This window comes from Desulfatitalea alkaliphila (assembly GCF_022968795.1).
Classification (GTDB): domain Bacteria; phylum Desulfobacterota; class Desulfobacteria; order Desulfobacterales; family Desulfosarcinaceae; genus Desulfatitalea; species Desulfatitalea alkaliphila.
The window spans coordinates 60,974-80,825 of record NZ_JALJRB010000005.1 but is presented as its reverse complement, the minus strand read 5'-3'; the positions used below and the strand labels follow the sequence as shown (position 1 = coordinate 80,825).

Sequence of the window (19,852 nt, the reverse complement as noted above, 5' to 3'; positions counted from 1 at the left end):
TGTTCTTCCTAATCCGCCCGATGCGCGGTGGGCACCACCGGCAGAACGATCTTGAATTCCGTGCCCTTGCCAGGCTCGCTGTTCACTTCGATGGTGCCGTTGTGGTCCCGAATGATACCGTAGACCATGGAGAGGCCCAGCCCCACGCCCTTGCCGTCCAGCTTGGTGGAGTAGAAGGGATCGAAGATGCGATTCAACGTTTCGGGGGCGATGCCCTGGCCGGTGTCGGCGACGGCCAGCCACACTTTTTTCTGGTCCGCCAGGCGTCCCCCGTTGATGGTCAGGCGCCCGCCCCGGTGCATGGACTCCATGGCATTGAACACCAGGTTCATCAAACACTGCTGTATCAGGGCGTAATCCCCCCAGGCGATGAGGGGCGGGTCGGGCAGGTGGACGGCGGTCTCCACCTGGGCCATGCTCAACTGGTGGTCCGTGAGCAGCAATATGGTTTGAACCATTTCCACCAGGTCGATCTCGTTGGGTTCGATGCTCTTCTGCCGGGCGAAGCTCAGCAGGTTCTTGACGATGTCGCCGCAGCGCATCGCCTCCTTGACGGCCAACTCCAGGTAGCGGGTGAATCCGGCCAGGCCCTCGGGGGGCAGGGTGCCCTCCCGGAGGTGGGCCAGCACCAGCTTGTTGAAGGTGACGATGCTGGCAATGGGGTTGTTGATTTCGTGGCAGACCGAGGCCACCAAACGTCCCAGGGAGGCCAGTCGATCCTCCTGGACGACCCGCGTCAGGTCCTCCTGGATCGCCTTGGCGCGTCGCTCCACCCGCGTGCGCAGATCTTCGCTGATGTCCCGCACCACCTCCACCACCCGTACAATCTCGCTCAACTGATTGAAAAGGGGATAGCTGGTCACATGGCACACCCGCGTCTCGCCGTCGTCCACGGCGATTTCATGCACCGAACGGGACGGCCGCCGAGTTCTGAAGGTCTCCTGCACCGGGCAGGTGCGTTCGGCCCCGTCGCAGGGGCCCAGCAGGCCGTGCAGCACTTCGAAGCAGTAGCGACCGACGATGTTGTCGCGATCCGGACGGCTCTTGAGCAGCGGCAGGCTGTTGCATTGGACGATGCGCAGATCCTGGTCGATCACCATGACGCTGTCGGGCGAAGCCTCCAGCATGGCCGAGGCGAAGGAGGTGGCCAGGCTGATTTCCGACTCCTTCTTGGCCACCATTTCGTATTGCTGCGCGATATCGAACAGCAGCATGGAGGTCTGGAGGTCCAGTACCGCCATGGAGGGGGGCTTGCGGCGCATCAGGTCCATCAGGACCTCCTGGTCGCCGGTCATTTCCATGATCAGGTCCAGGGCCGGCATCCGCAGCAGTTCGCCATAGTCGTCACAGATGCGGATGCCCGCCTCGCCGGCGAATTTCAGGCAGGCGATGGATTGGGAGGTGGGCGCCAATCCCACCAGTTGGAGCCGCAACCGGGTCGGCTTGACCGATTCCAGCAGGCGCACGATGGACAGGCAGCGGCTGCCTTTGGCCACCACACCCACACGAAGCAGCAAGCAGTGCTCGATGGTGCTGGCGGATCGCATGGAACCTCCCCGGCCGGGGTTTTGTCGATCATGGACAGGACGCCGGCGGTGGCTTCGGCCGTCGCCCGGCGATGGTTGTTCAGTGCAAGCGTAACATACATATCGGAGGAGAACCGATCGGACGGCGCCGATACGGAATCAAAATCATTGTTTGATTTTAGGTTCAGCGCGTCGTGAATGTCAAGGAGGGATGATCTGCCGCGCGGCTTGAATATATCCTGTCGCTCTGGTAAGTTGTTCTCATCCCGCCTTGCCATGACGGTCGATGCCATACAGTACCTGTGGAGGCACGGATGATCAAATCGAGAGCCTTGGAAGTCAACCTCGCCCGCACCCAGGTGGAGGTGGCCATCGAGCCCCGTTTCCGCAGCTTGCAAGCGGTGATGGCGCCTTACTATGGCTTGCTGGAGGGGCTCAACGAATTTCTCAAAGAAGTATCGCACCCCTACAAAAGCTGGCAGTTCATTGTCAATGGTGCCCGCGGCTACGCCCTGGACCATTTCCACTTGATGCGCGCCCACCCCTCGGGGCCGGCCGCCGCCCAGCAGTTGGTCAACCTGTTTTTCGAGGCCCTGGCCGCCGATACGCCTCCGGATGTCAAGGTGGATGCCGCCGACAACCTCCTGCTTTTTCTGGAAAAGATCGCCCGCAACGCCGGCGATCAATATGATCGCTTCGCCGTCTTGCTGAACAACAGCCTGGACCGGCTGCATCAACTGCCGGAACCGCTGCTGACACTGTTCGTAAGCAGTTTTTACGGACTCAAGCGCCTGGCCGGGGCCATAGGCCTGGCCAACGGCGAGGAGCAGCAGGGGTTCGCGTCCCTCAACCGGTTGCTGGTCCGTTACCTGGCGCTTGGTTTGTCCTATTGGACCGCCCTGGAGGATCCACTCGCCTGGTTTTTGGCCGAAACCGAGCACCCGGCGGCCGCTGAGAAGGTGGCATCGGTTTTCGTGTCCATCACCAACGACACGCTGGGCGCCCAACAAGAGGAACTGAAGCGTTTGGAACGGCACGCCGACCTGGATGCGCGGGCCACCCTGGACGCCCTCTGCCGCTTGAGCGACCATCACGACATCGTACAGTGCTACCGCCAAGTGCCCGACCGATTGTTGGCGGTCGGCGGGGATGATCCGGGCCAGCCGTGGAAGGTGCTTTTTCTGTTCCACATCATGCGCATCGAGGGATTGTCCCTGATCCATGAGGATGCCCTGCGGGACATCAATCGCACCCTCAATGGATTGATCGCGCGGCAAAGCGGCCGTTACATCGGTCAATTGATCGGCAAGACATTCGCCATTCTGCAAGAGAGCGTGAATCTTTTTCCGACCACCGCCCTGAGTTGCGTGCTCAACATGGGGCAGGAGATTTTCCGCACCGACGACGGTGATTTGATCGATGCGTTTGTTGGCGCCGTCATCGAGCTCGGGTTTCAGACCCCCCGGATTCAAGGGGTGGGCCACGACTGGCAGATTCGCGTCAACCCGGCCCATATCCAGAATATCCGCGTTTGGCTGACCCTGGCGGGATTGCAACCCAAAAGGGCCCGTCGGCTGCTTTCCAACCTGATCATCCACCTGGCCATCAGCGGGGTGTTCATACGCGACACCGATCTGTTCGGCCGGGACCTCACCCGCCTGTTCAACAGCGATATCGCCCCGGTCTACAACCTGGTCAAACAATTGGCCCGTCTCTTTCCGGTCTATTTCAACGACATCGGCGCCGAAGGCGAACTGCGCGACATCTCCACCCGTATCGACGAGATCAGTCACCGGCGCGATCCGCTGATTCACTTCCTGCGCAAGCAGAGCCACGTGGAGGGTAGCAACCGCATCCTGAACCTGATGGAGGCGGTGCTCCATTTCTGGCGCACCAAGGACAAACAGCCCCTGCAAGCCCATCTGCCGCCGTCCATATACAACCGGATTGAATGTCAGGGGATCCACATCGACGGCATCCACCAGGTTCTGCAGGCGCTGGACGCCGACGCAGTGGCCATGCCCGACGATCTGCCGGCCATGGACGAGACGGTATTGCGCGACCGGCTGGCGGCGCTGCAAGTCGGTGGTGATGTCGATCGCGAGCGGGTGGTGCTGTTCGTCGAGCTGCACAAGCAGCTCAATCACAAATACAACCTGGACTTCAAGCAACTGCGCCGCTATGTGGATCAACTGGCGGCCGAAGCCTTTCCCCGTTTGGCACTGCTCAAGGAGGCCCTGGACACCGATGCGCTGGTGCCGAAGCTCGGTAAGTTGCTCGATTATCTGGGCGTGCTCAAGGAGATCATTTTATCGCCCGAGCAGTTCGAGATCCGGGAGAACATCTACAAAAAACGCCACTTCACGGTGGACATTCCCTCCATGTACGGCAGCTACAACGAGCTCAAGTTCGATGCCATGGGCCTCACCTTGCGCATCGAGGCCCTGGTCAACGTGCTGTTCGAAGAGTTGATCGAATCCATCGATTTGCGCTTCATCACCAAGGCCACCTGCCATCAGATCCACGACCGGCTCAAACTGTTCAACAAGGTGCTGCAAATCGACGGTATCGCCTCGGCCGAATACGAGCGCGAATTGGATCTGCTGAGTCATTCGCTGGAAATCCGCGGTTTCAGCTTCACCCAGTACCTGGACATTTTCAAAGGGTTCGCCCAGGCGGTCCAAAACATCATCAACGACTACTTCAACACGGTCCACGGCGAACACCTGACGCGCATTCTGGAAACCGCGCCCGCCGAGCATATCCTGGACAAGTACAAGCCCAATGATTGCGCGCCGGGAACGGATCGGGAGCGGCTTTGCCATCGCACTTCGGAGATTTTCTTCCGTGACCGGCTCGCCACATCGCCCGGCCTGCAGCAGCTCGATCGTTTCCTGAGCCGCATTCTCAACACCCTGTTTCACCAGGCGAGCCAGTTGCCCAAGGAGAAGTTGCGTTTGCTGCTCAACTACGACCCCGAGCGGGCCGTCACCGCCTTGCAGCAACCCAATCCGCTGGCGGCCGGCATCATCTTCCTGGGTAACAAGGGGCTCAACCTGGTCAAATTGCAGCAATTCGGCATGCCGGTACCGCCCGGTTTCATCATCACCACCGAAGTGTTCCGCTGTCGCGAGATCATCGAGACCTTTCCGCCGGCCCTGGAGAATTTCAACGCCCAGGTGATCCGGCACATCAAGGCCCTCGAACAGCGCAGCGGCAAACGCTTCGCCGATCCCGCCGATCCGTTGCTCTTCTCGGTGCGCAGTGGATCGTCCATTTCCCAGCCCGGCATGATGGACACCTATCTCAACGTGGGGATGAACGCCACCATCACGGCGGGGCTGGCCGCCCGCAGCGGCAACCCCTGGTTCGCCTGGGACAGTTATCGCCGCTTTTTGCAATGCTTCGGCATGGGACTCGGATTGCGGCGCGACGATTTCGACGCCATCATCGGCGAGTATAAAAAAGCCCTGGGCATCCCTCTGAAAAAGGAGTTCAGCGGCGATCACATGCGACAGGTGGCCATGAGTTACCGGCAGCGCATTCTGGACGCCGGCCTGGAGATTCCCGAGGCGCCGCTGGAACAACTGCAGCACACCATCCGCAGCGTGTTGGACTCCTGGTACTCGGCCAAGGCAGAGACCTACCGGCAGATCATGGGCATTTCCGATGACTGGGGCACGGCCATCACCGTGCAGACCATGGTCTTCGGCAATTTGTCGCAGCAGTCGGGGGCCGGGGTGATTTTCACCCACAATCCGCGCTGGTCGGGGGAAAACCTGAGTCTCTGGGGCGATTTCACCGTGGAGAACCAGGGCGAGGATGTGGTGGCCGGCCTGGTGCAAACCCTGCCCATCTCCATCAAGCAGCAGGAGATCGAGATGCGCGAGACCGACATCACCCTGGAGACCCACTTTCCGGAAATCTACGCCACCATGATGAACTGGGCCCAGGAGTTGGTGTTCCACCGCGGCTGGAGTCCCCAGGAGATGGAGTTCACTTTCGAAACGCCGTCGGCCGAGGATCTGTATTTATTGCAGACGCGGGACATGGCCATTCGCGAACGCAAACGGGTGCTGGCCTTCGATCCGGCCCATGTTCCGGCCGACGCCTACCTGGGCCACGGCATCGGGATCAGCGCCGGTGCCATGAGCGGCCGGTTGGTGTTCAACCTGGAAGAGATCGAACAATGGCGGGACAAGGAGCCCCGCACCGCTCTGATTCTGGCCCGTGGCGACACGGTGCCCGACGACATCCGGGAGATCTTCGCCGCCGACGGTTTGCTCACCGCCCGCGGCGGCGTCACCTCCCATGCCGCGGTGGTGGCCCACCGGCTGGGAAAGACCTGCGTGGTGGGCTGCGGGGAAATGGTTTGTGATGAGCGGGCCGGCGTGATCACCTTCGGCACCCGCACCCTGCGCTCGGGAGACCCCATCAGCATCGACGGGCGCGAAGGGTCGGTCTACGCGGGCTGCATCAAGATCAAGGAGGCATGAAACGCGCCGGGCGCGCCGGGCGCGCCGGCGCGGGTTTTAAGTTTTAAGTGTTAAGTGTTAAGTTGAAGGATGGGGTCATTTTAGAATGGGGGATGGTATGAACGATATTGCAGACATCGCAGTGCGGCGGTTGGGGATAAATGGTTTCGGGCGGATCGGTAAGTTGACCCTCTGGCACCATGTGGGGCGCAAATATTTCGATGAGATTGTGGTCAATGTCGGCCGGCCCGTCGGCGGCGGGTTGGCCGACATCGCCCACTATCTGCAGCGCGATTCCACTTATGGTGCTTTGCACGGTTATCTGCATGGCTATCGGGGCCTGCCGGTGGTGACGGACCTTGACGAGGCCGAAGGCAGCATGCGGGTCGACGGGGTTCCGGTGCGCTTTTTGCGAGAGGAACGCAATCCCGGTACCATCGGTTGGGGGCGGTGGGGGGTGCCTTTGGTGGTGGACACCACCGGACAGTTTCTCGACCCCACCGTGCCCGGCGACCATGCCAAGGGTTCCTTGCGCGGCCACCTGATGTGCGGCGCCGAAAAGGTGATCCTGTCAGCGCCCTTCAAGATCAAGGCCAAGGCGACCCCCATGCCGGAAGATGCGGTCACCACCGTCATGGGCATCAACGAAAGCCACTACGATCCGCGGCGCCACAAAGTGATCTCCAATGCTTCCTGCACCACCACATGTCTGGCCCACATGATCAAACCGGTGATGGATGCCTTCGGCGCGTCGCGGATCCTTTCGGCTTCGATGGCCACGGTGCACGCCGCCACCGGTTCCCAGCAAGTGCTGGACCGTCTTCCCAAGGGCGGCAAAAGCGACCTGCGCAAGAACCGCAGCATTCTCAACAACATCATCCTGACCACCACCGGCGCCGCCGAGGCCTTGGGTCTCGTGATTCCGGAGATGAAAGGCATCGGTTTCATCGCCGAGTCGGTACGCATTCCCACCAGCACCGGATCGCTGATCATCCTGGTGCTCAGCATCCAGGAGTCGCCGGACGGACCCGGCGTCACCCGCGAGGTGCTGCACACCATCTACGAGCGGGCGGCCGCCGAGGATCCCAACGGATATCTGCATTTTTCCCGGGAGCAGAACGTTTCCGGCGATATCATCGGGTTGCCCCGTGCCGCCGCCATCATCGAGGGGCATGAAATTCACACCCGCACCGCCGAGCTGGCCATCGATCTGCAAAAGGTGCCGGGAATCCCCGAAGCCCTGTTGAAAACCATGGACAGCACCACCGTCCGCCCCCGGGTCACCCAGGCGGTGATCTATGGTTGGTACGACAACGAAATGGGCAGCTATGTGAATCTGCTGGGGGATCGCACGGTGTCGGTCGCCGAGGGCATGTAGGGCATCCATGATCACCATCACCGGTTATCTGCACCGCGGCGCACTGCAGCAATTGATACGCCGCTGGATGTACCATCGGGTCGAACCCGGCGACGCCGATGCCATCCGGCGGCTGGTGCATTTCAACAACGCCTATGTGTCGCGCTACCTCAAGGTGTTCAGCGAACAACTATTCGGGCAATTGCACGCCGGTCCGCTGATCGTGCGTCCCTCGCGGCGCAAAGCCGACCTCAAGGACGCCATCGTGGCCCACTGCCCGATGCACAATGCGCGCATCGACGAGATGGTGGCCGCCTACCGCCGCCAACCGGGCATGTTCTATCGGGAAACCCCTTATCACGGCATACTCTATTTCACATCACAAGAGAACGGGCCGCTCATGGTCGGTACCGGCCGCATCAAGCGCTCGCGCCGTCTGGCCGAGAAGATCGCGCGGCGCATCATCGACCAGATCTACGTCACCATCAAGGACCGGGCCGAGTTGCTGGCCAAGGAGCGGGCCCTGCGCGCAGGGGTGCCGGTGGACGCCCTGATCACCCCTCCCGAAGAGATGATCGCCGAGTTCCTGGGCGCCGAAACCCGTTTGCTGGAGGATCTGAAGCACGATCGGCCCATCTTCACGGACACCCCACTGGTGATTCAGGATGTGGCCGGCGTCAAGATGATCGTGCCGGACGACCAGCGCCCCCGCCTGCTGGAGCGGATCGCCCGCATGGAGCGGTGCCGGATCATCGAGATCGAGGAGCACCGCGGCCGCTACAATGCGGTCAATTTGATTGTGCGCTACACACCGGACCGGGACGCCTTGACGGAAAAGCCCCTCAGTGCGGCCCTGGTGCAACGGATGCAGCAAGGCGGGTTCGATCCGGCCCGGGTACAAGAGCGTTTCAAGACCTTTGTACTATCCGCCGAAGAACATGTGCACCTGGAAGTGATTCTGTGCAATTACCAGGAGATGCTGGAAAGCGAGCTGGGGCGTTGCATGCATGAAGACCGCATCGAACAGCAGCGCATCACCCAGCAATACAACGGTCAGTTGGCCCGCAACATCGAATTTCTGATCGCCTACCTTTTCGCCTTCGCCGCCTCAAACCGCACCGCAATCGGGTCGCTGCCCATTCGCCTGTGGGATCGCTACCTGCCCGACTACTTCGATGAGGTGTTGATGGGGCTCTATCAGGTGCCGCGGGTGGAGGTCATGGAGTAGTCTTGCGCGGGCCCTTACCCGGCCTGTTCCGCCCGTCGATTGCGCCAACGGATCCAGAGCCCGAAAAGATGCACGGCCACGATGGCCGTGATCAGCCGCGGCACCCATAGCCAGAAGGCGCTGATGCCCAGCACCATGAACAGGGCCGGGTCCTCGATCATGGAGTGATTGATGCCAATGGACATGTGCAGTCGTTCCAGCTCGTCCTTGGTCAGGTTGCCTTCCCGTACCTCTTCCAGTATCACCGCCGCGCCATATGCGATGCCGAAGGCCGCGGCCGTCAGCCAGAGGGTGCCCACCCGCTGGTTGAGCCCCAGTGTTCGTAAAACAGGGCTCAAAAGCCGGATCAGCCAGCCGAGCAGGTGGAAGTTTTTCATGGCCGACAGGACGATCATCAACACCATGATGATCAGAAAAATCTTCAGGCTCAGATAGAGCATGGCCAGTGCCCATTGGCCGAGGACGGTGGTAAATGGAAGGGTGGACGGGGCCGCCGCCGTCAGCTGGGCGGCGGTTGCGCTTACGGAACCGGTATCCATGAAGCGGGCCGACACCATCACCGTCACCACGGAGGCCACCAGGCGGATGACGGTCGCCTTGATGGGGTGTATGCCCGACTTGGCCTGAATGATGCCTTCCTGGATCATGTTGTGGGAAATGAGCAGAAAGATGGCGATCAGGGTCATCTGCTCCATGGTCAGCGGCAGCATCACCATGGCGGCAATGCCCCCGTAGATATTGGTGACGATACCGATCACCAGCGGCAGCGCCGCCATGGGCGGCAGGCTCAATATGCCCATGGCCGGTTCGAGCACCGCATTGAGGCGGTACAACACCCCACTGTACTCCAACAGCATGGACAGAAAGGAGATGGGCACCAGAATCTTGAGCATCCACACGAAACCGGTCCATCCCTTCTGCACACCGGCGGTCAGGCTCAAGCGCAACGTGTTGCGGAATTCGGCAGTGTTCATGGCAATCGGCACAAGAGGGGTGAAGGGTTGGGAGAAAAGCCACCATCGTCGACGGTCGGCACCGCGAATGAGAAACCTTCGGCGCAGTGCATCTTCGGGTCAAGTTGAAATGGGGGGATTATATATGGCGCGCGCCGACGGGTCAAACCGTTCCATACGCCGGGAGGGATTTCGTTCCCGTGCAATTTTGATGGTCTCGTAAAAAGTCGGAATTTTCAATCGCTATCGAAATCGGGATTGTCATCAGAATCGAAATTGGGGTTTTTCGGACATTGCGCTGTGGCGTGTTTTTTTCGTTCTCGTTCTCGTTCTCGATCCCGATCCCGATTTGGATTTGGATCTTAACAGTCGTTGTTATCCATGCTATCAGGAAGGCTTCCATATTGGTGCCGGGGCCCGTTGTTGCGGGCGCCGCACCGGTGACGAAAGGCGAGGGGCCGCGTGAACAACGAGGGCGATCATAACGGGACGGTGCTGGAAGTGCACGGCTTGACCAAGGTGTACCCCGGTTCGGCGGCGCCCGCCCTGGACGGCCTTGACCTGACGGTGCATCGCGGGGAGATTGTGGGATTGCTGGGGCCCAACGGCGCCGGCAAAACCACCGCCATCTCCATCATGAGCACCCTGCTGCGTCCCACGGCAGGGCGCCTGTCCATCTGCGGCGTAGATGGCGTGGCCCACCCCGAGCGCGTGCGCCGTCACTTCGGTGTCGTTCCCCAGGAACTGGCGCTCTTCGACCGGCTCAGCGCAGCGGAGAATTTGACCTATTTCGGACGTATGTACGGATTGCGCGGCGCGGCGCTCAAAGAGGGGGTGCGGGAAGGCTTGCGCCTGGCCGGTTTGACCGAGCGGGCCGACGCGCCGGTGGGCAGCTTTTCCGGGGGCATGAAGCGGCGGGCCAACCTGGCGGCCGGCATTCTGCACCGTCCGCCGTTGCTCTTTCTGGACGAGCCCACCGTGGGGGTCGATGCCCAATCGCGCCACCTGATCATGGAGAGCCTGGCCCGATTGCGGGACGCCGGTGTGGCCATGGTCTATACCACCCACTATATGGAGGAAGCGCGCCGGCTCATTTCCCGCGTGGCCATCATCGACCGGGGAAAACGCCTGGATTGCGGCAGTCCTGCGGCGCTGATCGCAAAACACGCCGGCTGTGCCGATCTGGACGACCTGTTTCTGCGTTTGACCGGCAAGCAGTTGCGGGATGGGTGAGCGGAGGGTGTTGGGTTTGTTGAGTTTATTGAGTTTATTGAGTTGGTTGGGTTGGTAGGGTTTGTTGGGTTGCTTGGGTTCGGGGGGTGGGGTGTATCGATTCTTGTTCACATGGTTGCGTGAATTGCGTTTGCTGGCGCGGGACCGTTCCGGGGTGTTGCTGCTCTTTGCGATGCCCGCCGTCCTGGTGGTGGTGATCACCCTGGTGCAGGACAATGTGTTCAAGGACCAGGGGGGGACACGGCTGCAAGGGGTGGTGGTGGACCAGGACGGCGGTACCTTGGCCGGGGAGTTGGTGGCCCATATGGCCCGCTTGCCCCGGTTGGCGGTGGCGCACCATCCGGCGGACGACGCACTGGATGCGGCGGCGGCCCGCGATGCGGTGCAGCGGGGGGATTACCGTTTCGGTGTGGTGTTGCCCGAAGGGATGTCCGCCATGGTGCAGCAACGCATCACCCAAGAGGTCGAGGCATTGCTGGCCGGCGAGACGGCTGAAGCTCCTTTCCCGGCGGTCCTGCCGGAAATCACCCTCTTTTTGGATCCCACGCTGACCGGCGGCTATGGCGCGGCGATCACCGGCGCTTTGCATCAATCCCTGGCGGCGGTACAGGCCGCGGCCCGCATGCGGACCCTGGAGCAGGCCCTCAACCAACGCATCGCCCAACTCAATGACCGCATGGGAGAGATGCCCGGTGGGCAATCCTTGCCGGTGCTGCAATTGGCGGCCGAAGAGGATGCCCTGATCGCGGTGGCCGAAGCGGCGCCCCGCGACATCCTGCCCACGGCCGTGCAGCAGAATGTGCCCGCCTGGGCCCTGTTCGGCATGTTCTTCGTTGCCGTCCCCCTGGCCGGAGGCATGATCCGGGAGCGGCAACTGGGGATCACCGCGCGCTTGATGACCATGCCGGTGGCCCGCCTGACCCTCTTGTGCGGCAAGTTGGGTGCCTATGTAACGGTGTGTGTGCTGCAGTTCGGCCTGATTCTGATGGTGGGCCACTGGCTGCTGCCCCGCCTGGGAACCCCGGCCCTGGCCTTGGGCAACGCCCACGGCGCCCTCGCCCTGCTGGTGTTGAGCAGCGCCTTGGCCGCCACCGGCTTCGGCGTGATGCTCGGCGCCCTGTCCCGCACCCATGAACAAGCCACCACCCTGGGCCCCATCACCGTGGTCATCGCCGCCGCCCTGGGAGGACTGATGGTGCCCGTGTTCGCCATGCCCCCCGTCATGCAGCGCTTGAGCCTGCTCTCCCCCCTCGGCTGGGGCCATGACGCCTTCCTGACCCTGTTCGTCCGCGGCGGCGATTTATACGCCATCAGCGGCCGCATCGCCGCGTTGCTCCTGTTCACCGCCGTCGCATTGATCGCAGCTCTGCTCGCTACACGTCAGCGTCGTCAACATGGGTAGGGTTGTGGAGTTTGTTTAAGGGTTTGAAATAAAAGAGTTTAAAGTTTTAAGTTTTAAGTTAAGGAATTCTATCCATTATGGATTTGAGGAGTTGGAGAGTGTTTGAGTTGAAAGGTTGCATCAATCGATTGTGATGCTGATCACGCGGAATCCCCTACAGCAGCGCCGGCCAAAAAGGTATTTTCCCACCCCATTACGGCCCCTTGGCGTCAAAACGCGCAGCACCCGGCTCCACCGGCCCACCCGCCGGGGGTCGTTCAACGCACCAAACAACCGTCGGCCTAAACACCCGGCCTAAGCAGAAAGCACAATAGAATGGTCGTTTAACGCTCCATACAACCTTCAACGATGCTAAACGATCATCGCGGTATGGCGGTCGCGGGCATGGCCCGCTCCTACAGGGACGAAGGTTGCAATGGGGTGAAGGCGCTGGCCATGCCCGCGATATGCCCGCTTGGAGGGCGCGTCTCCCGTGCCAAAGCGATATGCGACTGCATTGTCACGCACCCATTCCCACATTGACATTCCAGGGTGTATTCGATAGATGAACTTGGTTTAATGCGGTTCCGGCGGGATGGTAGCGGGTGCTGAGGGTTGCTTTGCACTGAACTGAAATAGGATGTCATGAAGCGCATTCTGGTTGTTTCCTATTCCCAAACCGGGCAGTTGACCCGGATTCTGGACAACCTGCTGGCCCCCCTGGAGGCCGCCGGGGATGTGGCGGTGGTGCGGGAAGCCTTGCAGCCGCAGCCGGCTTATCCCTTTCCCTGGACCGCCCTGGCGTTCACCGACGTTTTCCCGGAATCGGTGCAACAGTGGCCCTGCCGTCTGGCGCCGCCGACCTTCGACCCCGCCGCGGATTTCGACGCGGTGATCCTGGCCTATACGGTTTGGTACCTCTCCCCCTCCTTGCCGGTGACCGCCTTTCTGCAGTCCCCCGAAGCGGCCCGGGTCATGCGGGGGCGGCCGGTAATCACCCTGATCGGTTGTCGCAACATGTGGCTGCTGGCCCAGGAGAAGGTCAAGGCCGCCATCGTGCAAAACGGCGGCCGGCCGGCGGGCAACATCGTGCGCATGGACCGGGCGGCCAACCTTTCCGGCGTGGTCTCCATCGCCTATTGGATGCTCACCGGCCGCAAGGAGCGTTTTCTGGGCATTTTCCCGCGCCCCGGCGTTTCCGAGGCGGACATCGCCGCCACCGCCCGCTTCGGCCGCCCATTGCAGGCGGCCCTGGCCTCCGGCGACTGGTCCGGCCTGCAACCGCGCCTGAATCGTCTGGGTGCCGCCCCGGTGGTGCCCGCTTACATTTTGTTCGAACTCCGCATCGCCAAGATTTTCCAGGTGTGGGCGCGTTTCATCCGCCGCAAGGGAGGACCGGGCGATCCGGCCCGCAACGGCCGTTTGCGGTTGTTCCGTGCCTACCTGCTCACCGCCGTATTTCTTTTGGCCCCGGTGGCGACAGTGGCCACCGCAGTGTTGCAACGCCTCAAAAAAGAGAAGCTCCTAAAGATGGTCACCCACTTTGCCGAAAATAGGACCGGTCCCCTTGAGGGGTGAACCGGGTCTTCCCGCGGCCCATCACCAACCGCCACGTCTACATAGGATAAGGAAAACACACAGGGAAACGATGACAGTTTACATTACCGACATAGCGGCCTTTCTGCCCAACGCGCCCGTCGACAACGAGGCCATCGAAGAGGTGTTGGGCCGCATCAACAACCTACCGTCGCGCACCAAGAAAATCGTGCTGCGCAACAATCAGATTCAGCAGCGGTATTATGCGGTGGATCCGGCCAGCGGCCGCTTGACCCACTCCAACGCCCGGTTGACCGCCGAAGCCATCCGGGGTCTCAAACCCCATGCGGGTTTCCAACCCAAAGAGATTCAATGCCTCTGCTGCGGCACCACCAGCGCCGATGTGCTGTTTCCCGGTCACGCCCTGATGGTGTTGGGCGAGTTGGGCATGCCGCCCTGCGATGCGGTCTCCACCGCCGGCATCTGTCTGTCCGGAATCACGGCCCTCAAATACGCCTATCTCAACGTGGCCGCCGGCCTCAGCGACAATGCCGTGGCCACCGGTTCCGAACTGGCCTCCTCCTTCATGCGGGCCGGTTTTTTTCAAGCCATGGCCGATCCGGCCAACGATCTGGAAAAGAACCCCATCAGGGCCTTTGACGCCGATTTCTTGCGCTGGATGCTTTCGGACGGCGCGGGGGCCGTGTATTTGTCGCGACAGCGGCCCGCCGACCGACCGGCCCTGGAGATCGAGTGGTTCGAACATTTGAGTTTCGCCGGCGAGCTGGAAACTTGCATGTACGGCGGCGGCGTCAAGCTGGAAGGCGGTGGCACCGCCGGCTGGCGCAATGTGGAAGCCATTCCCGCCGACCAGAAACCGTACCTGTTCAACGTGCGTCAGGACATCAAGCTGCTGGACAAACACATCGTGGAGACCATGGGGCGCACCTTGACCCATGCCGCCGAAAAACATGGCCTGACCCCGGAAGACGTGGACTGGTTTTTGCCTCACTACTCCTCCGGATATTTCCGGCCCCGTTTTTATGAGGGCATGCGGCAGGTGGGATTCGAAATTCCCTACGAAAAGTGGTTCACCAATCTTACCACCAAGGGCAACACCGGCAGCGCCGCCATCTACATCATACTCGATGAGCTTTATCGGTCGGGCAAATTGCGCACGGGGCAGCGGCTGTTGTGTTTCATTCCCGAAAGCGCCCGGTTTTCCCACTGCTTCATGATGTTGAAGGTGGTCTGACAACGACGGTGGTTTTTAATAATCCTTGACGGCGAACATCGTTTCTTATTAATGAACCAAGTTCGGCCGTCGTTGCGCTGCAAGTCTAATTCAGGGGTCCCGCTGGGGCCTCCGTGGCTGTCGCGGCGCCGGCCGCCGCATGGGCGCACCAACCGGTGGGCCGATGCCATCTCATGGAAAGGGTAGTGCAATTCAACATGAAGGGGTCCCTGGACGAAGCCTTAAAAACCCGCATCAAACAATTGATTGTGGACAATTGCGATCTGGACATCGAGCTTTCCGATATCGACGATGAAGCGCCCCTGTTCGACCGCGCCTCCAACCTGGAGCTCGATTCCATCGACGCCCTGCAGATTTCCATCGCCATTCAAAACACCTTCGGCATCGCCATCCGGGACAGCAAGGAGATGCGCCGGGTGATGAAGAGCATCAACAGTTTTGCCGACCACATCCAACCGGCGTGAGGTTCGCGTGAAGCACCAGGTCTATATCCGCGGCAAAGCCGTGCAGTGCGCCCTGGGCGGTGACCCGGAGCGGATCATGGCGGACATGCGCCAAGGCCGCACAAGGGTGGCGGAGACCCCGCTGGACCTGATCGGGCTGGATTACAGTCGCCCCTATTGTCGTTTGCCGCAACAGCGGGTCGATACGGGGCAGGACGGCGCAACCTATTTCAACGCCATCCTGGACGACACCATCGCCCGGGCCATCGCCGACGCGGGCTTGCGGCCGGAAGAGGTCCGGCAACTGCCCATCTTCTTCGGTTCCACCTCCATCGACATTCCCATCTACGAAGAGGACTACCGCACCCAGCGCGAGGTGCTTTCCCGAACCTCCTCGGGCTACGGCAACATCGCCCACGAAGTCGGGCGCCGCTTCGATATGCGCGGCCCCTGTTACACCTTCACCACCGCCTGTACCTCCAGCGCCAACGGCCTGCTGTTCGCCGCCGGCATGATTGCCCAAGGGATGTTGGCGCGGGCCCTGGTGGTGGGCTATGATCTGTACAGCCACCTGGGCTTTTACGGGTTCGAGGCGCTCAAACTGATCACCCCGCCGCCCTATCGTCCCTTCGACCGCCGCCGCCAGGGCATCATCATGGGCGAGGGGTGCGGCGCCGTGATCCTGGACCGCCAGATGCCGGCACCGGATGCCTTTGCCTGCCTAGGCGGCGCCAACGGGTGCGATACCTTCAGTGTCACCACCCACGACCCGGAAGGCGGGCGCATCGCCGGTGTCATGACCGAGGCGTTGGCCAACGCCGGGGTCACACCTTCCCGAATCGCCGCGGTCAAGGCCCATGCCACGGGCAGCTACCACAACGATCAGACCGAATGCAACGGCCTGCGCCAGGTCTTTGGCGGGCAAATGCCCCCGGTGACCGGGCTCAAGCCCTACATCGGCCACACGGTGGGGGCCTGCGGCGTCATCGAACTGGTATTGTTCAGCGAGGCGGCGCGCAACGGCTTCATTCCCCCCATGGCCGGGTTCGAGGAGCCGGACGAGGCGCTGGGGGTGACGCCCTTGACGCAGTCTTTGGCGGTTTCCGGTGGAATATTCCTGCTCAACTATTTCGGCTTCGGCGGCAATTGCGTTTCACTGGTGATCGGCAATGGGAGATGACGCACCGCTTATGATGCACATCCATGGTCATGGGAGTTTCGTGGGACCGCCGGTGGCGGACGTCAAGGCCATCAAGGCCGAGGTGAGCCGTTACACCCGCATTCATTTCCGGCGCGCCAACCGTTTTGTGCTGATCGCCCTGGCCGGCGCGTGCCGCTGCGTGCAGGGACACGATCCGGCGCCGGCCACCGCCATCTATCTGACCACTGAGAACGGCAATCTGGGCGACACCGAAACCGTGCTCAACCAGATCTTTCACAAGCACGAATTCCCCATGCCCTACAACTTTATCAACACCATGAGCAACACGGCCTCTTTCTATGTGGCCCAGAGCCTGGGCCTGCCGGGGCGCAACGTCACCTTCTCCAGCAAACAACTCTCCTTCGAGCGGGGTCTGGAGCTGGCTTTCTGCGACATGGCCATGGGCGGCATTCAATCGGCCCTGATCGGTGGCGCGGACGAAGCCTGTTTCTCCCGGGATCAATTCGAAGCCAAGTTTCAGCTGCCCTACGGTCAATACGAGATGGTCGAAGGTAGTAGTTGGCTGCTGCTGCGCCGCACGGCACAAGGGGCCCTGGGCGCCCTGCGGCCACCGGCCACCTTTGAGAGCGCCGCCGCTGCCGCGGCTTGGATCGGGCGCCAGGCGCTGCCCGATACGGTGCATCTATCCTACGGCATCCTGCCGAACGCCGCCGACCGTGAAACCATCGGCCAAGCCTTGGCGGACGCGGTCCCCATGGATTATATCGCCGAGCGGGGTTATTTCGACTCGGCCACCGCCTGCGGCGTGACCCATTTTCTGGAGCAGGGCGCCACGGGTTGCCTGGTGCATGTCAACAAAGATTTCCGCGATCAGTTGGTGCTGCTGGTGGTGGAGAAGTATTAAAGCGATACACCTGAAGGGTGCCGCCCGTCATAGCGCCGCACCTGCGGTCTTTTCGCGAGCCCTTAAGACGGCTGGGCCTTTTTGAGCATTTGGTAAATCTCTTTCTCCGTTTCCGCGCACTCCCGCAGCAGCCGGGCCGGCAACTGCGGGTCGCCTTCCGTTCCCTTGTTTTTAATCCATCGCGCGCCCTCCAGGGCAAACCGGCGCCACTGGTCTCCGGCGGCCGTCATGCGTTCGGAGGCCTCCTGCAGCACGGGCCAACCGGTGATTTCGAAGGCTTCCTGCAAGAAGGAGGCGTACATGAAGCGGAAACCGCCGCCGCCGGTGCCGATCTCCTCCTGCATGCGCACGATGTTGCCCAAAAACAGACGGAAATAGCGGGGCTCGGATTTGGTGGCCAGCTTGCCCACCCGGCGGGCTAGGTAGCGGATGCCCTTGATGCCGATCCAGGGCACCGGTGCATAGAGCATCATATGGACCGTTTTCTTGATGGCCCGCGCGATCTGATCTGTCAGCGCGATTTGCTCCGGTACCGCCAGGGGGAAGTGGGCCAACCCTTTGGGTGCGCTGAGCCCCTTGGCGAAGCGGGCACTTTGCAGGTCCTCCGGCGCAATGCGCTGGAGCTGGTCGAAAACCGGATCGCTGACGATATATTCGTTGTTCTCCCTGCCCACCACGATGATGTTGTGGGCGTTGAAGTGGAAACGCATCTCCGGGGGGAAGTAGGTGGTGTGGTAGGCCGAGGTTTGCAGCCCCACCATTTGGCCCTGCACTAGGAAATCGTCCAGTTCGGCCATGGCTTTGGCCGGATCGCGGTAAGTCTTGCGAAAGTAGGCGACCCCCAACTGTTTGGGGAACTTCTTGACGATGTGCCCTGGAAACATGCGGTAGGAGACCAAGGGCATGTTGCCGAACTTGAGAAAAGGCAGAAAGGCGAAACTCAGGGCGCCGGAAAGGCCGAACACCATGGGTTCGGAGAGGGTGAGGCCTTTGTGCTGCAACAGAGACGACATGACGCCGCTTTCGCAATGGGCGAAATGTTGGTGCTTAAAATTGGGAATCAGGATCACGGGCGAGAATCTCCTTGAACTGTTTCAACGTGGCGATATCGATGCGGAACAGGCTGGCGTAGCGCTGCAGCAGCTTGTCGTTCAACTTGTTGAAGACGCGCGGTTTGAGGTGGCGTTTGACCCGCCACTTGCCGATGCCCATTGCCTGGGCCAGGGCCGCTAAATCCATCAGGCGGCGGTTGAGGAAATATTCGATGGGCGAGGTGCGGCCCGCCAGAATGCGCGCCTTGGCCGCTTCGGCCTTCTCGGCGAAATCGGCCAGCACGTCACGCAGCACCAGCTCCTCCACTTCCCAGCCGCTGGTGGTTGTTTTGGTGTATCGGCCCCTGGCATCCAGGGCATAAATGGCCTTGGTGCCGTGCCCCCGGAAGGTCGGGATGTCATCCTGGGGGACTTCATCGATTTTCATGAGCACACCTCATAGGGACGGATTGACGATTGCAGCCCTTTCTAATACCTTGAGACGCCGTTGGATTCAAGGTCGCCTGCCCTGGCGGGCAGTTTTAAGTTTTCAGTGTTAAGTTTTAAGTTAATGAATTCTGTCGCTTAGATTTACAACCGCAAGGCGGATTGTGGCGGATACGATGGATATCGAGCAGATGCCGGATGACGTTGCCTGCGATATCGGTCGATTGTTGCCCCATGGCGAGGGCATGCGGATGATCGAGCAGGTGGTGGCTGTGGATGGCCACCATGCGCTGGTACGGGCCACGACGCGGCCCCACTGGCCCATGGTGGCGGGACGGGAAGTGTCGGCCCTGGTGCTCGTCGAGGTGGCCGCCCAGGCGGCCGGCATTTTTATCGGGTGGCACGCACAAGCCCAACCGGCAGCCGGCAAGTCAGGGGCCAAGGGCTGGCTGGTGGGGGTCAAGCGGGCCCGCTTCGCGAGGGCATCGATTCCTCTGGGTGCAACCCTCACCATTCGGGCCGAGGCGCGCTTGGCCATGGATCTTTATACGGAAATCGCCGCCGCAGTGACCATGGCCGACGGCACACCCCTCGCCGAAGTCCATCTGCAGGTGTTGCAGGCGGAGCAAAGTCCCTTCAGCGGCATCACTGCGCTCTGACACCCGGGAATCAGCCGGCCAACCAATCCCAAACGAGAGGGTACACATAATACAACACATAAAGTGCCGCCGCGGCGGCCGGCCAGAACCACCATTGCCGGATGATCTTGGGGTTCCAGGTGTTTTTTCCCCGTGGCAGATGGTGCATGGGTTTGATCGGTTGCGAGCGTTGTTCCAGGTCGGACTCCGGGTCATGGGATGTTTTGGTCATACTGTTCGGCTCCCTAAGTGAAGATGACCGCGACCCATTTGCGGCGAAGCG

The 19,852-nt window shown here is 61.3% G+C and carries 16 protein-coding genes; 11 read left to right on the top strand and 5 right to left on the bottom strand.

Going from position 1 to position 19,852, the window contains the following annotated elements:
* Positions 1–8 precede the first annotated feature (8 nt).
* Entirely contained in the window at positions 9–1,547 is a 1,539-nt protein-coding gene (locus tag MRX98_RS06360) for an ATP-binding protein (RefSeq protein ID WP_246904039.1), read from the bottom strand.
* 293 nt (positions 1,548–1,840) lie between these two features.
* Between MRX98_RS06360 and MRX98_RS06355 the strand changes: the two genes are divergently transcribed.
* From MRX98_RS06355 to MRX98_RS06345, 3 genes are all read left to right on the top strand, one after another.
* Positions 1,841–6,022: a PEP/pyruvate-binding domain-containing protein gene (locus MRX98_RS06355; RefSeq protein WP_246904038.1), complete on the top strand. Its 4,182-nt coding sequence runs from the start codon at positions 1,841–1,843 to the stop codon at positions 6,020–6,022.
* A 97-nt stretch (positions 6,023–6,119) separates the two neighbouring features.
* A complete protein-coding gene (locus MRX98_RS06350; protein WP_246904037.1) occupies positions 6,120–7,379 on the top strand; it encodes a type I glyceraldehyde-3-phosphate dehydrogenase in 1,260 nt (419 codons plus the stop codon).
* Positions 7,380–7,386: 7 nt separating this feature from the next.
* The gene (locus MRX98_RS06345; RefSeq protein ID WP_246904035.1) at positions 7,387–8,586 is read left to right on the top strand and encodes a hypothetical protein; all 1,200 of its coding nucleotides are present in this window, start codon (positions 7,387–7,389) and stop codon (positions 8,584–8,586) included.
* Positions 8,587–8,600: 14 nt separating this feature from the next.
* On the opposite strand, the gene MRX98_RS06340 is transcribed toward MRX98_RS06345, so the two are convergent.
* The gene (locus MRX98_RS06340) at positions 8,601–9,560 is read right to left on the bottom strand and encodes an iron transporter (RefSeq protein ID WP_246904033.1); all 960 of its coding nucleotides are present in this window, start codon (positions 9,558–9,560) and stop codon (positions 8,601–8,603) included.
* Between the two features lie 441 nt (positions 9,561–10,001).
* Here MRX98_RS06340 and MRX98_RS06335 point away from each other — a divergent pair, with 441 nt between their 5' ends.
* From MRX98_RS06335 to MRX98_RS06305, 7 genes are all read left to right on the top strand, one after another.
* Positions 10,002–10,772, top strand: a complete 771-nt coding sequence (locus MRX98_RS06335) for an ABC transporter ATP-binding protein (protein WP_246904031.1) — start codon at positions 10,002–10,004, stop codon at positions 10,770–10,772.
* A gap of 103 nt (positions 10,773–10,875) precedes the next feature.
* The gene (locus tag MRX98_RS06330) at positions 10,876–12,174 is read left to right on the top strand and encodes an ABC transporter permease (RefSeq protein WP_246904029.1); all 1,299 of its coding nucleotides are present in this window, start codon (positions 10,876–10,878) and stop codon (positions 12,172–12,174) included.
* A gap of 624 nt (positions 12,175–12,798) precedes the next feature.
* A complete protein-coding gene (locus MRX98_RS06325) occupies positions 12,799–13,731 on the top strand; it encodes a dialkylrecorsinol condensing enzyme (RefSeq protein WP_246904028.1) in 933 nt (310 codons plus the stop codon).
* 70 nt (positions 13,732–13,801) lie between these two features.
* Positions 13,802–14,944, top strand: coding sequence for a beta-ketoacyl-ACP synthase III (locus MRX98_RS06320; protein WP_246904027.1), 1,143 nt, complete (start codon positions 13,802–13,804; stop codon positions 14,942–14,944).
* Between the two features lie 185 nt (positions 14,945–15,129).
* Positions 15,130–15,408 carry a phosphopantetheine-binding protein gene (locus MRX98_RS06315; RefSeq protein ID WP_246904026.1) on the top strand — a complete coding sequence of 93 codons (279 nt, stop codon included), beginning with the start codon at positions 15,130–15,132 and terminating at the stop codon, positions 15,406–15,408.
* A gap of 7 nt (positions 15,409–15,415) precedes the next feature.
* Positions 15,416–16,567: a beta-ketoacyl synthase N-terminal-like domain-containing protein gene (locus tag MRX98_RS06310; protein WP_246904025.1), complete on the top strand. Its 1,152-nt coding sequence runs from the start codon at positions 15,416–15,418 to the stop codon at positions 16,565–16,567.
* Complete coding sequence (locus MRX98_RS06305; RefSeq protein ID WP_246904024.1) at positions 16,557–17,453, top strand: hypothetical protein; 897 nt, start codon at positions 16,557–16,559, stop codon at positions 17,451–17,453. Before MRX98_RS06310 ends, MRX98_RS06305 begins: the two co-directional genes overlap by 11 nt.
* A gap of 62 nt (positions 17,454–17,515) precedes the next feature.
* On the opposite strand, the gene darH is transcribed toward MRX98_RS06305, so the two are convergent.
* Together darH and MRX98_RS06295 are read right to left on the bottom strand one after the other, a co-directional pair.
* Positions 17,516–18,523: a BtrH-related acyltransferase DarH gene (gene darH, locus MRX98_RS06300; RefSeq protein WP_246904023.1), complete on the bottom strand. Its 1,008-nt coding sequence runs from the start codon at positions 18,521–18,523 to the stop codon at positions 17,516–17,518.
* Positions 18,501–18,932, bottom strand: a complete 432-nt coding sequence (locus MRX98_RS06295) for a DarG family dialkylresorcinol biosynthesis protein (RefSeq protein WP_246904022.1) — start codon at positions 18,930–18,932, stop codon at positions 18,501–18,503. The genes darH and MRX98_RS06295 overlap by 23 nt, the downstream gene beginning before the upstream one ends.
* Before the next feature lie 190 nt (positions 18,933–19,122).
* Here MRX98_RS06295 and MRX98_RS06290 point away from each other — a divergent pair, with 190 nt between their 5' ends.
* Positions 19,123–19,590 (top strand): hotdog family protein, encoded by a 468-nt coding sequence (locus tag MRX98_RS06290; protein WP_246904021.1) that lies wholly within the window; start codon positions 19,123–19,125, stop codon positions 19,588–19,590.
* 10 nt (positions 19,591–19,600) lie between these two features.
* On the opposite strand, the gene MRX98_RS06285 is transcribed toward MRX98_RS06290, so the two are convergent.
* Positions 19,601–19,801, bottom strand: a complete 201-nt coding sequence (locus tag MRX98_RS06285; protein ID WP_246904020.1) for a hypothetical protein — start codon at positions 19,799–19,801, stop codon at positions 19,601–19,603.
* Positions 19,802–19,852: the final 51 nt, after the last annotated feature.